This is a genomic window from Niallia sp. Man26 (assembly GCF_022049065.2).
Classification (GTDB): Bacteria; Bacillota; Bacilli; order Bacillales; family Cytobacillaceae; genus Niallia.
Map to the genome: position 1 here is coordinate 808,346 of NZ_CP095744.1, position 14,047 is coordinate 822,392.

The window sequence follows — 14,047 nt, forward strand, 5'->3', positions numbered from 1 at the left end:
GATAGGGATTGTTGGGAAGCAGTCTGACTAACTGCTCCCCCCTGCCTAAGAATCCAATTAATGTGTGGACGAAAGCTTTTGTTGATTTTCATATTCTACCCAAACGGCACCGTTATCTGCAGAACGAACACAATTTTCAATCCAGCGAATGCCTGCAATTCCAGCATCAATATCCGGATACACTAGACTATTTAATGTTTCTTCATCATTGCGGTTTTTCGCATCTATGGCAATTGCGAACTTCAAGTAAATATTTGCCCAGGATTCTGATAACCCTTCCTGATGGAGTGCACCTAATCTCTCATCAGCATTGCAAGCGTCATCCAAGTAAGGCATTGCTCGAATTAAAGTCTGAATAGGTTCTCCTTGAACTTCATATCTCAATTCATTTGGTTTGCTGTCCCACCATTCTAAGCTTGCCTTCGTCCCTACTATCCGGATTCTGTGACCATCCATACAGCCGGCATTAATGGAGGATGTCCACAGCCTGCCAACTGCTCCGTTTTCGTACTGCATGAGTACAAAAGCATTATCCTCAAGTGGAGCACGGCTTTCAATAAAGCTTTGACGATCACAAAGCAGCCTTTTTATTTTCATGTCGGGCATAATCAACTGGGACATATAATACGTATGTGTGGATAAATCTCCTAAAACGAAGCTTGGTCCTGCTACCTTAGGATCAATACGCCATTTTTGAGCAGCACTCGTTTTATCTGATTTATCATTTGAATTAAAACCATGTGTATACTGCAAATCAACAACTCGAATATCACCGATTTTTCCTTGTTCAATCATTGCTCGCATCTGCAGCAGCATTTGATTTCCAGAGAAGCCATATGTCACCCCGATAATTTTGCCTGTTTTCTCTGCAAGTCTCTTAATCTCTTCACCCTCTGCTGATGAAAAAAACAACGGCTTTTCACAAATAACATGCAACCCGGCTTCGAGTGCAGCACGGCATATTTCATAATGTGTTCCATTTGGGGTGGCAATGGAAACAGCCTCAATTCCATCCTCTCGCATGGCTTCCTCTTCAAACATAGTTTTATAATCAGGATAGCAGCGATTTCCCGCCACCCCTAAATTTATGCCGAACTCCTTCCCTCTTGCTGGCTCAATATCAAAGGCGCCAGCAACCAATTCAAATGCCGTATTGTCCCTCAATGCACCTATTCTATGCTTATAACCAACCTGTCCAAGTCGGCCTCCTCCTACCATTGCCCAACGTATCGGTCTTGCTATTTTTTTCTCCCCATTTAACATTTTTAACCACTCCTTTATTTTGAATATTCAGATATAAATTGGTATGATTATTAAAAACTCAGCGTTTGCTGGAGAGCATCAATTGATGTTTTTATTCCAGCCTCTACGGACATCGTCAAATCTTCCATTTCTAAAGAAACTTCATCGTCATATCCCATCATCTTCACAACAGAGAAAAACTCTTTCCACCACTGCAAGTCTTGCCCGCAGCCGACAGCTACATAATTCCAAGCCCGATTGGCTACATCTGTTATTTCCTTTGTTTCCAAAATGCCATTAACAGCAGATAGATGTCTTTCGATTCGCACATCTTTGCCGTGAACATGATGTATCGCCACTCCTAGTTCTCGGGCAGCTAGAATTGGGTCTGCACCCATCCAGATAAGATGGCTAGGATCAAGATTTAAACCAACAATTGGACCAACTTCATTGCGGAGTTTAAATAATGTTTCAGGATTATAGACTAATTGTGAGCTGAAATTTTCAAGTGCAATTTTTTCAACACCACATGATTCTGCTTTTTTCACAAGTTCCTTCCAATAAGGAATCGCAACTTCATTCCACTGGTAATCTAGTATTTCTTTTAATACCGGCGGCCAGCTGACTGTATAGGTAATCCAATTAGGAACTTTATCTTCCGGACCTCCAGCAGGCAGGCCGCTCATCATAATGACCTTTTTAACTCCTAATAGCTCTGCCAATTCCATCGTTTTATCGGTGATTTCTCGATGCTGCTTTCCTAATTCGCCTGGATCCAAAGGGTTGCCAGAACAATTCAAGGCACATAGTTTTATATTGCGTTTCTCAAGATTATTCAAGAAGTGGTTTCTTTTTTGCTCACTTTCCAATAGTTCATTAAGATTTAAATGTGGTGCAGGAGACCAGCCCCCTGTCGTCATTTCAATAGTATCAATTCCAAGCTCAGCTACTTCATCAAGCATTGCCTCAAAGGATAAATGTGCCATACTGTCCGTTACATAAGATAATTTCATTGAATGCCTTCCTCCCTTTTTAAATCCATCCAAATTGAATACGTTTTCACTATTGTTCGCATTCATACATTAACACTGTGTTTACGTATGTAATTATAGTAAAGATTTAATGAATAGTATTTAAATTTTGAAGACATGTTTTTATACTTTTAAGACATCTTTCCACTCAGAAAAAATAATGACCTCCCTTTTCATGGAGGTCAAGTATCAGAATATGTTGTTGTATGTATATTGATAAACATTGATCTAAACCGCCCTGGTGAGGTTTGCATCATCGAGGTGAAAACTCTCGTAAAATATTGGACATTCATAAATCCTGTCTCTTCAGCAATTTCCTTTAATGATAAATTTGTCTTTTTTAACAGCATGCTCGCTTTCTTAATCCTTTCATCTTGCACATACTTCGAGAAGCTCATACCTAATTCAGAAACAAAAACCCTAGACAAGTGTCTTCCAGATATATGCAGATGCCTTGCTACTTCTGTCAGCTTTAAGCAATTAGATAAATTATCATGAATATACAGGCGTGCCTGTGTAAGAAGATCAGAATGCTGATCTGGCTCTTCTTTCTGACTGCTTTTATTCAAATCAGGAACAAAATCCTGAAGAATCGAAATGATAAGCGAACCGGCAATAGTAACTAGCATCTCTTCAAAGAATTCATGCTTATGCTTTGTAGCCTGAATAAGCAGAGATTTCCACAAATAGCCGGTCTCTGTATCACTATTATGTAAAAGCACCGGTGCGCATTTTTTAGCTGAATTCATTATATTAACCCAGCTTTCTGTCGACTCTGATTCCATTAGTTCAAAGGCTACATACAAGAGCGATAGTCCTTGCTCGCTTTTTATTTGATGTGGCACTTCTGGTCTTGATAAAAAGATGGTGTTACCTTGGAGCGGATAACTGCACTGTTCATCGATATAAAAGCCTTCTCCCTCTACAACAAAGCATACTTCGAAAAAAGAATGCTTATGCAGCTGATTATCATAATGCTTAGGCATAACTCCCCAATAATGAACATGAAAAGCAGCTCCACCCTGGTTTATACGATGAACATAATCATTTAGAGAAATTTTTCCGGATATATACTTATTTAAATCCACTAAATCACTCCTAAAAATAACCAAGTTAGTTTTTTCTAACATCTTTTCCTGATTATAAAAGAACACGCTTACAATAACAAGTTTGCTAGTTTAAGATTTCAGGATTTTTTACCTATTTTTGTTAATTTTCATCGTAATCGCTACTTTTTACTACTCAAATTAGAGTATAGTAGAAATAGACGCACATGCTTTTCTCGCACAACAACGTGAATGACATGCTGTTAGCAGTTACAGATGCTAAACGGACATGATTATATAAAAACATTTGATCTATTTAAAGGAGGAGAAACTGCAAAATGATAAAAGAAGTAATCCCCATTAAAGAAATCACCAATTTCCAATCACGTACAGACGAATTTTTTCCGATTGCCTGGTACCAAAAAATGCTAAAGGAGCATCCTATTTTTTTTCATAAGGAAACCAATACATGGAATGTGTTTCAATATGAGCATGTCAAAGAAGTGTTAAGCAACCATGAGTATTTTTCCAGCGCCGGTACTAGAACAACGATTTTTGTTGGAGCCAAGAACGAAAGTAATTCCGATAAACCATCACCAATAAACATCACCAATCTTGATCCTCCGCAGCATAGAAAAAGCAGGTCGCTGTTAGCCTCTGCTTTTAGTCCTCGGAGCTTAAAAGAATGGGAACCTAGAATCAGGCAGATTGCCGCAGAACTGGTTGATGATATAAAAGCGAACGATGTTGTTAATATTGTTGAAGCTCTAGCTGCCCCTTTCCCTAGTCTTGTTATCGCTGATTTATTTGGTGTGCCAGTTAACAATCGTCATCAGTTCAAAAAATGGGTGGATATTCTCTTCCAGCCGTACGACAGACAGCGGCTAGCGGATATTGAACTCGAGAAGCAACAGGCTGCCAAGGAATACTTTCAATTTCTCTATCCGATTGTTGTTCAAAAACGGACAAATTTAACAAATGATATTATCTCCGACCTCATCCGTGCCGAAGTGGATGGAGACAGGTTTACTGATGAAGAAATTGTCCAAGCTACAATGGTGCTGTTAGGTGCAGGCGTTGAAACTACGAGTCATGCCATTGCTAATACCTTTTATTCATTGCTGTATGATGATGAAGCCTTATACGAAGAGCTGCGGAGCAATCTCGAGCTCGTCCCAAATGCAGTCGAGGAAATGCTCCGTTATCGGTTTCACTTGTCAAGAAGAGACAGGACTGTTAAACAGAATAACAATCTATTAGGTGTAGAGCTGAAAAAAGGGGATGTCGTGATTGCCTGGATGAGTGCATGCAATATGGATGAAAATATGTTCGAAAATCCCTTCACGCTAAATATTCACCGGTCAAACAACAAAAAACACCTTACCTTTGGCAATGGACCTCATTTCTGTTTAGGAGCACCGCTTGCCCGCCTGGAAATGAGAATTGTGCTAGAGACTTTTTTGCGTAAGTTTTCCCGCATAGAACCGGTTGAAGGCTTTGACTTAGAAGCAAACTTAACCGCTTCTGCAACAGGTCAATCTTTGACTAATTTGCATATGAGAATTTTAGAATAATGAAAACATGAACAGCAGAAACATTTCTGCTGTTCATTTAGTTTTATGAGAGGATTAGGCAAACACTTGATAGTATTGGGCTAAAGACCTCACCTGCTTTATGCGATAATAATCCTATATCACATAAAGACAGGGAGGAAGAAGCAAATGGAGTATGTAAAGCTTGGTAATACAGGATTAGATGTATCTAGATTATGTCTTGGATGTATGGGGTTTGGTGATGCCAGCAAGTGGCTGCATCAATGGGTCTTAAATGAGGAGAACTCCCGTCCTGTTATTAAGAAGGCCCTTGATTTAGGAATTAATTTTTTTGATACAGCCAATGTATATTCACTTGGTTCCAGTGAAGAAATTCTTGGGCGCGCTTTAAAGGATTATGCTAATCGTGATGAGGTTGTTATCGCGACGAAAGTACACGGTCAAATGCACCAAGGACCTAATGGTTCTGGGTTATCTCGAAAAGCAATTATGAGTGAATTGGATAAAAGTCTGCAAAGATTAGAAACAGATTATGTGGATCTGTATATCATTCATCGTTGGGATTATCATACCCCTATTGAAGAAACGATGGAAGCTTTGCATGATGTTGTAAAGGCAGGAAAAGCAAGATATATTGGCGCGTCTGCCATGTTTGCCTGGCAGTTCCAAAAAGCATTGCATACAGCGGAAAAACATGGCTGGACTAAATTTGTGTCCATGCAAAACCATCTAAATCTTATTTACCGTGAAGAAGAACGAGAAATGCTGCCACTATGCAAGGAAGAAAAAATAGCGATTACTCCATACAGCCCGCTCGCCTCTGGAAGATTAACCCGTGACTTGTCTGTTACAACACATCGCTCAGAGACAGACCAGATACAGAAGTCTAAATACGATGCTACATCGAGTGCAGACCGCTTAGTTATTGAGCGTGTCGCATCGTTGGCAGAAAAATATAGTGTTCCTCGCACTCACATTGCACTTGCATGGATATTGCAAAAAGAACAAGTGGCAGCACCTATTATCGGTGCTACAAAGCTGTCCCATCTTGAGGATGCTGCTGGTGCCTTGAATGTTAAACTAACACCTGAAGACATCACCTTCCTTGAAGAGCCTTACGTTCCGCATGCAATAGTCGGCCACAGCTGATTTCTTCTCTGAAAAAATAAACAAGCCATTCTCTAATGCGGAGAATGGCTTGTTTCCATATTAAACTGTTTTTGCTAAAGGTTTAAGTTTACTTTCACTTCCTGCTCTTTTATGCAAGCTAAGCATCGCAATGAAGGAAATGCAGTAAAGCAGGGCCAAATATCCCATTGCCGCTGTAACGTTGGCATGCTGTAGTATATAACCTACTAGTATTGGAGATAATCCCCCTAAAGCTCTTCCGAAATTAAAAATTGTGTTTGTTGCTGTACTGCGTATTTCTACTGGATAATACTTGCTGATTAATGCGCCGTACCCTGCAAACATTCCATTCGAGAAGAAGCCTACAATCGCGCCGCCTACTAATAGACCGATACTGCCTGATGCAAAGGAGTAAAGAAATACCGCAATTGCCGAAGCGAATAAGAAGATTCCGTATGAGAGCTTCATGCCAAGACGATCAATAAATTGTCCAAATGTCAGCATCCCAGCAATCATTCCAGCTGCTGTGCTGATTGTCCAAAGGGCAGAGCTTGAAACAGAAAGTCCTTGAGATTGCTGCAGCATGGATGGCAGCCATATCATCAGACCGTTATATCCGGCAATTTGCACAGTTGCCATCACAGCTAATGCAATGGTTGTTGCAGTAATTCTAGGGCTAGCAAATAATTGCTTTAGTTTCCCTTCCTTTTTCACAGCTTGCTTTTTCTGTTGTGAAGCCAGCCATTCTGGTGATTCATCCAGCTTTTTGCGAACAATAAAGGCAAAGATTACTGGTGCCAAACCAACGAAGAACAACCCTCTCCATCCCCATGCAGGAAGAATCATCGCACTAAGCAAGGCTGCTAAAATAACACCGTACTGGGCACCTACACTTACATAAGAAGAAGCACGCCCTTGTTTATTCTTTGGCCAAGCTTCCGCCACAAGTGCCATGCCAATACCATATTCTCCGCCTGCACCAAGACCTGCAATAAACCTAAAGATATATACTTGTTCAATATTCTGCGCCAGACCTGTTAATGCTGTCCCGATTGCAAATAGAAGAATAGTGTACGTAAAGACCCTGACTCTCCCGAATTTATCAGCCAATATGCCGAAGATAACTCCTCCAGCAAGCATACCTATGTTAGTAATTGAGGAAATTAGTCCGCCTGCAGCCATATCAATATGAAAATCTGCGATAATCATTGACATTGCAAAGGAAATAAACATAATATCCATGCCCTCTAATGTCAATCCGGCTACTGATGCGACTACTGTTTTTTTGCGATAATCCAATTTTGTCGTTCTCCTTTCAAGCCTCACAGGACTTAATTAAAGTATAGTTATAAAAAATACCCTTTCATCCAAAGGACAAAAGGGTAGTCATAGACATCATGAAAGAATATGTATGAGTTCACTTTTCGCCTTTTTGGACTCTCTGGACCAGATTAAAGGGATTTAATTTCAACTAATAGTATCATGCTCTAAAAATCTTGACAATCATTTTTTATGATTTCTATTATTTAAAGACAGTTACTCCCACATATATACCTGCTAAAAATATCGTTGTGATGAATATAAAATGCAGTAAAATCCAAGCCCATGCACCATATCGCAAGGACTCAGCATTCAATGGTTTTCTTTTTTCTGGTGGTACGATCTTTCCGCCTAATAACTCAAATAACAAATAATTTATCCACCAAAGCGTATAACTGTCCCACAAATCCCATTCCGCTTCAAATTTAAAGATAACAGAGTTTTTTAAGATAACTTCCCCAACTAATCCTAAGTGGATAATTCCCCAATAAAAAGGTATTTTCCAAATCCATAGTTTTGGACTATACCTTATTGCAAATAAAGCAATCAATGGAAAAAGTGTGGAAACGAGCAGCACTGGAGTTATCGAATAATCTTCAAGCAAATAGTTAAAAAAAGTATAAAATCCTATATACGTTAAAGAAAAGCATAACAAGTTCCCTGTAACTGCACTAATTAAATAAATAAGACCGTATCGCTTCCAGTCAAATCGGATAATTGCCAAACACCCTGCAGCGGATAATAAAATAACAGCTAACAATATATATTTCTGGAAATTCATTATGAACACCATCACATTCTGACCAAGACTCTTTATATTTATATAGTGTTATTATTTCCGTTTTACTAAGATTTCATAAAGCGATAATGGAATTTTTCCAAATAATGAAATTTAATTCCACAGCCTTCAACTGAAGGTAGTTTATGTATAATATAAAAAGAATGCTGATAAAAGAAGACTGCAATCGCTGCAGTCTAATAGGAGGAAGTTCCATGATAAAAAAATATGGGGAACATACAATAAAACAAAGGGAAAATACAGTTGAAATATATACAGACCCACGAATGGTACTGAGAGTTAAAAAGGCTAATAAAGATTCAAGGCAAATTACCATTGAACTTCATAGCAGTCTTAATGGACGATTAAGTTATGACTTACCGCCAGCATTACTAAAAAAAGTACTTTCTGAAATAGAATAAAATAGACTGCACTTAATCTTGATAATTGTCTTCAGCCTATTAGGCAGTAGATATCTCCTGTCCTGTTACAACAAGATGATTAGTTTTTTGATGCAGTGGTTAATGCGCCGAGCCGCTTTTTCTCTGTTCACGCACAGTCTCCCCCCTACCGCTCCAACCAATCTCATAACTTTAGCGACAAGCTGAAGGCAGCAAAATATGCTGCCTTTTCCACTTTTATTCTGTACTCTTCCCTTTAACCTGCTTGAGTGTTGCAACAATTAAAAAGCTTACTATCACTAATAACAGCCATGAGCTTACCTTGCCAAGATGAACAAGGCTCCATGCTTCTCTTTGATTTGGATATTGCCAAGCTCCAAAGAAAGTGGCAATATTTTCGGCTATCCATATAAAAAAACCAATCAGTACAAAGGACAGTGATAGTGGCATGCGGTAACGAATTCCATCCACCACGTAGACTACCCATGATTTCCAAAAAACAATTAAAACTAATCCAGATAACCACCAACGCAGATCGATCCAATAATGATGGGTGAAAAAATTTAAGTAAATCGCAAATGCGAGTGGAACCACTGCCCAAAATGGCGGCCATTTAATAAGCTCCACCTTAAGCCTTCTCCAGGCCTGACACAGAAAACTCGCTACACTTGCATACATAAAGCCGCTGTATAACGGAACTCCAAAAATCTTAGAATATCCTTCTTCAGGATAAGACCACGAGCCCATATGCACCTTAAACAGTTCAAGGGCAAGACCGATAATATGGAATAAGGTTATAACCTTTAGCTCATCCTTTGTTTCCATTCCAGACCGTACCATCATCCACTGCATAAACAGGCAGATTAACAGCAGCCAGTCATACCTTGGCAGAAAGGGAAGCGGAAAATATTGTGTAACTGCCAAGGAGGCAAAGATAACGACTGGAAACAAGCATGACAGAGCCTGCTCCCAACAAAAAAGTAGCAATTGCTTCAACGCTGATCTTTGTCTCCATTTTTCAATTGTTACATTCATGAGCAGCCTCCTGCTAAAAATTATTATCTACTCTGTATCTTCATCACTTTTGTATTCTAAAATGTCTCCAGGCTGACAATCTAATGCCTTACAAATCCCCTCTAACGTTGACAATCGAATCGCTTTCGCTTTTCCATTTTTCAATATAGACAGGTTAGCCATCGTTATTCCAACCTTCTCTGAAAGTTCGGTAACACTCATTTTCCTTTTTGCTAGCATTACATCAATATTTATAATAATCGCCATTTTTTTCACCTCAGACCGTTAGATCATTTTCTGATTTTATCTCGATAGCTTCTTGAAGAAGCCTTTGCAGAACAGCGGCGAAGACCGCAATGATCAAAGAGGCAAATATAATAACTAAGCCAATAATTATTATTCCTGGTGCGTCGTCAGCATCTGCAACGAAATAAAAGAGCGGCAATCCTAGTACAAATAAGCCACTTATTGTAATGGCACAAAATTTAATTACCTTTAAGGATTTCACTGATATTTTTGAGAAGGCTTTGTTATTATCAATATAAGTTAATAATTTAAATGCCTCGTATAGAGCGATATAAAAAGGAATTGCCGAAACATAAAAAAAGGCGATAACAAGAAATTTTATAAAGGAAATATCCGGCAGCAGCTCTTCAGCAAATCTCCCGATAGCTGGAACCGCAAAGATACATAAAGCAAGAATTGGAAGTCCAATAAAAATTACAGCTATTTTTAAAAACAGCGTTGACACTTTGTTCACCAAAAAACACCTCACTAATTAATGTGTTTTTAATTTACCACAATATTTATCGTTTTACAATAAAATAATATTGTTTTTTATTTTATTATTATTGATAAACAACCATTTCATTTCAATAAAAAGAGCATTCCTCTTAAATAAGGAATGCTCTGTAGATTATCTCTTTAGTAATGGAACAATTTCTTTAAGACGAAAAAAATAGGAGTCTGTTAAACTTGAAAACTTTGTGCGATTCTTCATAGTTTCCAAGTTTGCTGTTTTAATTTTGGTCCTATATTGAATGGCTTCTTCACAAAAGATCCTCTGGCTGTTTATATGCCTTTCTCCATTGGTTCTTGGCACATATTTATACTTGCCATTGCGATCTTGCTCGCGAGCCTTGCAATTGTCTTGAAGCATAAGAAGCAGGCATTCATGGATTCTCTCTTTTAAATGATTCTCTAAAATTGGGAATAGTATCTCTACTCGGTTTTCCATATTGCGCGTCATCCAATCAGCTGATGACAAATATACCTTTTCATTCCCATTTTGATGGAAATAAAAAATTCTCGTATGTTCGAGAAATTCTCCTACGATACTTCGAACCTTAATATTTTCACTGACTCCTTCAATACCGGGACGCAGGCAGCATACTCCTCTTATGATGAGGTCAATTTTTACACCAGCAATCGATGCTTCATACAATTTCTTAATAATTATTTTATCTGTTAAAGAGTTCATTTTTGCAATAATTCTGCCATTTTGATATTCATTATGATAGGCAATTTCTCTGTCAATCAGCTCAATGAACGTATCCCGAATACCATAAGGTGAAACAGATAAATGATGATAAGATGGCTTTTCCATATATCCGCTTAAATAATTAAAGAAATTGATGGCATCAATGCCTATTTTATCATTGCTTGTCAGAAGCCCCATATCAGTATAGATTCTGGCTGTGGCATCATTATAATTTCCTGTTCCCAAATGAACATAACGTTGAATTTTACCTTTTTCCCTGCGGATAACAAGAGTTATCTTGCTGTGGGTTTTTAAATGCGTCATTCCATATATAACATGACAGCCGGCTTGTTCTAATTCCTTAGCCCACTGAACATTGTTTTCCTCATCAAAACGGGCCTTGAGCTCCACTAGGACAGTTACTTGTTTTCCATTTTCCGCTGCTCGTTTAAGACTATCAATAATCGGCGAATCTCCACTGACACGGTATAAGGTTTGCTTTATTGCCAATACATTCTTATCATCTGCTGCCTGTGACATAAACTCCACAACTGGTTCGAAAGACTCATAAGGATGATGCAGTAAAACATCATGGTCAGCAATCTTTTCAAACATGTCTCCTTCTCCTTCTAAATCAACAGAAGGCTGAGGAATAAAGGTTCTTGCTGTTAAATGTTCATGAGTGGCTGCGACTTTCTTATAAAATGAAAATAAGAACGTCAAGTCTAAAGGAGCTTGGACAACATAAACATCCTTTGAATGTATCTCAAGCACTTTTCTAAGATAATCTATAACCCCTTGATTGCTTTGAGACATTTGGTATTCTAGACGGACAGCAGCTCCCCGTTTTCGTTTTTTCAGCTCTTCTTCAATTTCCAGTAATAAATCTTCTGCTTCGTCCTCATGTATAGTTAAGTCTGCATTTCGGGTAATTCGAAAGGAAGTGACAGATTCCACTTTATAGCCTGTAAACAATTTATAAATAAAACGGGAAATCACTTCTTCCAAAAGGACAAACTTTCTTTGCTTTCCTTTTTGCGTTATTTCAACTAAGCGGTCCATAACAGCCGGAACTTGCACAATCACTAAGTTGCCGTTCAGCTCCTGTTCCTTCCGCTTTTCCAGCGACTTCTCTTCAATTATTACTGCTAGATTTAGAGATTTATTTAACAGCATTGGAAATGGACGATAAGCGTCAATCGCCATTGGCGTCAGAACAGGGTACACTTGTTCATCAAAAAAATCCTCCAGAATATCCAATTCCTGTGGTGCAGCATGATCAATTGTAATGATGCTCACCTGTTCATTGTCTAAAATTCTTGATAAATCTCGATATACTTCATCTTGTTTTTTTACTAGTAAATGGGCTTTTTGAGAAATAGCACATAGCTGTTCTTTTGGGGTAAGTCCCGCCTTATTTTCGGGTTTGTTAAACCCAGCCTTTACTTGATCGATCAGTCCTGCGACACGCACCATGAAAAACTCATCCAGATTTGAACTAAAAATCGATAAAAATTTATATCTTTCCAATAAAGCATTCTGGTCATCCACAGCTTCTTCCAGCACTCGGCTGTTAAAATCCAGCCAGCTCAACTCTCGATTATTGTAATAGGAAGGTTTATCTAAATTAGTGGTGCTCCATTGCTCATGATGAGTTTGCATTTTTACATCCCCTTAACAATTATTGCTAATATTCTATAATTAGAATACCACGAATATTCAGATGAATATCAGGTTACTTTGTAAAATTTTTGTAAATATTTGTAGATATATGCAAGATTTCCAGAATGTAAGATTATTATTGGATTCTTAGGGGTACAATGGATAGGCGTACTTTACAAAAGCTTAATATTTTTTCTTTACATTTTCTTATAAGATATACATATTAACAATTACAAAGGGAGGATTCGATAATTGAAAGATAACTCAATTGCCATCATTGATCTCGGCTCAAATTCCATTCAATTTGCTATCTATCAAATTGAAAACAACTTAGTAAAAACGGAAGAAGCAAAGCGCGTCAAAGTGGCTGCACGTCTCATCAGCTACGTAAATAGTCAAGGTAACATTACACGAGAAGGAATAGACTTTACCTTGCAAATTTTAAAAGAGTTTAAGAAACATGGCGAGGAAAGTGGAGTGAACCGAATTATTGGTTTTGCGACAGCTGTCATCCGCAATGCAGCCAACAAAGAGGATGTCTTAGCAGAGATTCAACAGGAAACAGGTATACCTTTTTCGATTCTAAGCGGCTATGAAGAGGCGTATTTTGGATTTCTTGGCATCATTCAAGCAACAGATTTGCAAGATGGCATTACCATTGATATTGGCGGCGGAAGCACCGAAATTACCCTGTTCCGAAACCGCCAAATGGTCGAATACCACAGCTTCCCTTTTGGCGCAGTCAACTTAAACGACCAATTCACAAAAGGTGAAAATGTGACAGCACAGCAAACGGAGCGGCTTCAATCGTATCTTGTCGAACAGCTTCAAACTCTCCCATGGTTGTCCAAAGCAGGACTTCCTGTTATCGGGATTGGCGGAAGTGCTAAAAATTTATCACGCATACATAAAGCTAAATGCAAGAAAAATTCATTAAATATGTCCATACAGGATATTCATCATGTATATGAAGAGTTATCCTCATTAAGTGTAACAGAGCGTGCCAATATTAAGGGACTATCCAAGAAGAGAAAAGATATAATCATACCAGCAGTGCAGATTATCTCTATCTTAATGGAGATGACACAATCTCCTTATTTCCTATACTGTACGCAATCTGTACGTGACGGATTTATTTATAACCTGCTTGAAAAAACTAATAATGCCTCTTAGAAAAAAACCACCGGACACTAGCCCGGTGGTTTTCTACTATTGTTTGTTCAATGGAAGGTCGAACAAGACATGCTGAAATTAGGAACTATATTCATTATAAACGGAAAAGACTACTGATTGTTTTAAGATTTTGTAAATTTTTGTAAACACTTCTCCATTAACATAGTTTATCAAACTATAAAAATAGCCGATATAAGCAAGAGATTGACCTTAATAACA

13 protein-coding genes are annotated in these 14,047 nt (G+C 38.3%); 4 read left to right on the forward strand and 9 right to left on the reverse strand.

Annotated features, from left to right (window positions below):
* Positions 1–57: 57 nt before the first annotated feature.
* The 3 genes from L8T27_RS23525 to L8T27_RS23535 form a co-directional block, all read right to left on the reverse strand.
* The gene (locus L8T27_RS23525; protein WP_237943311.1) at positions 58–1,263 is read right to left on the reverse strand and encodes a Gfo/Idh/MocA family protein; all 1,206 of its coding nucleotides are present in this window, start codon (positions 1,261–1,263) and stop codon (positions 58–60) included.
* Positions 1,264–1,313: 50 nt separating this feature from the next.
* Positions 1,314–2,255: a sugar phosphate isomerase/epimerase family protein gene (locus L8T27_RS23530; protein ID WP_233318200.1), complete on the reverse strand. Its 942-nt coding sequence runs from the start codon at positions 2,253–2,255 to the stop codon at positions 1,314–1,316.
* Positions 2,256–2,455: 200 nt separating this feature from the next.
* Complete coding sequence (locus tag L8T27_RS23535; protein WP_233318203.1) at positions 2,456–3,361, reverse strand: AraC family transcriptional regulator; 906 nt, start codon at positions 3,359–3,361, stop codon at positions 2,456–2,458.
* A gap of 296 nt (positions 3,362–3,657) precedes the next feature.
* Here L8T27_RS23535 and L8T27_RS23540 point away from each other — a divergent pair, with 296 nt between their 5' ends.
* Both L8T27_RS23540 and L8T27_RS23545 read left to right on the forward strand, forming a co-directional pair.
* The gene (locus tag L8T27_RS23540) at positions 3,658–4,893 is read left to right on the forward strand and encodes a cytochrome P450 (RefSeq protein ID WP_237943312.1); all 1,236 of its coding nucleotides are present in this window, start codon (positions 3,658–3,660) and stop codon (positions 4,891–4,893) included.
* Positions 4,894–5,040: 147 nt separating this feature from the next.
* A complete protein-coding gene (locus L8T27_RS23545) occupies positions 5,041–6,021 on the forward strand; it encodes an aldo/keto reductase (RefSeq protein WP_233318207.1) in 981 nt (326 codons plus the stop codon).
* Between the two features lie 60 nt (positions 6,022–6,081).
* Here L8T27_RS23545 and L8T27_RS23550 read toward each other — a convergent pair whose 3' ends face one another.
* A complete protein-coding gene (locus tag L8T27_RS23550) occupies positions 6,082–7,299 on the reverse strand; it encodes an MFS transporter (protein WP_233318208.1) in 1,218 nt (405 codons plus the stop codon).
* Between the two features lie 223 nt (positions 7,300–7,522).
* Entirely contained in the window at positions 7,523–8,101 is a 579-nt protein-coding gene (locus L8T27_RS23555; protein WP_237943313.1) for a CBO0543 family protein, read from the reverse strand.
* Between the two features lie 212 nt (positions 8,102–8,313).
* Here L8T27_RS23555 and L8T27_RS23560 point away from each other — a divergent pair, with 212 nt between their 5' ends.
* Positions 8,314–8,520: a hypothetical protein gene (locus L8T27_RS23560; protein ID WP_233318212.1), complete on the forward strand. Its 207-nt coding sequence runs from the start codon at positions 8,314–8,316 to the stop codon at positions 8,518–8,520.
* Between the two features lie 216 nt (positions 8,521–8,736).
* Here the strand turns inward: L8T27_RS23560 and L8T27_RS23565 are convergent, their stop codons facing one another.
* From L8T27_RS23565 to L8T27_RS23580, 4 genes are all read right to left on the reverse strand, one after another.
* Positions 8,737–9,534 carry a DUF817 domain-containing protein gene (locus tag L8T27_RS23565; RefSeq protein ID WP_237943315.1) on the reverse strand — a complete coding sequence of 266 codons (798 nt, stop codon included), beginning with the start codon at positions 9,532–9,534 and terminating at the stop codon, positions 8,737–8,739.
* 27 nt (positions 9,535–9,561) lie between these two features.
* Positions 9,562–9,780 carry a helix-turn-helix domain-containing protein gene (locus L8T27_RS23570; protein ID WP_233318218.1) on the reverse strand — a complete coding sequence of 73 codons (219 nt, stop codon included), beginning with the start codon at positions 9,778–9,780 and terminating at the stop codon, positions 9,562–9,564.
* A 10-nt stretch (positions 9,781–9,790) separates the two neighbouring features.
* Entirely contained in the window at positions 9,791–10,273 is a 483-nt protein-coding gene (locus L8T27_RS23575) for a DUF2975 domain-containing protein (protein ID WP_237943317.1), read from the reverse strand.
* 156 nt (positions 10,274–10,429) lie between these two features.
* On the reverse strand, positions 10,430–12,655 hold the full coding sequence (locus L8T27_RS23580; protein WP_237943319.1) for an RNA degradosome polyphosphate kinase: 2,226 nt from the start codon (positions 12,653–12,655) through the stop codon (positions 10,430–10,432).
* Positions 12,656–12,907: 252 nt separating this feature from the next.
* Between L8T27_RS23580 and L8T27_RS23585 the strand changes: the two genes are divergently transcribed.
* Positions 12,908–13,828 (forward strand): Ppx/GppA phosphatase family protein, encoded by a 921-nt coding sequence (locus L8T27_RS23585; RefSeq protein WP_237943320.1) that lies wholly within the window; start codon positions 12,908–12,910, stop codon positions 13,826–13,828.
* The last annotated feature ends 219 nt before the right edge of the window (positions 13,829–14,047 follow it).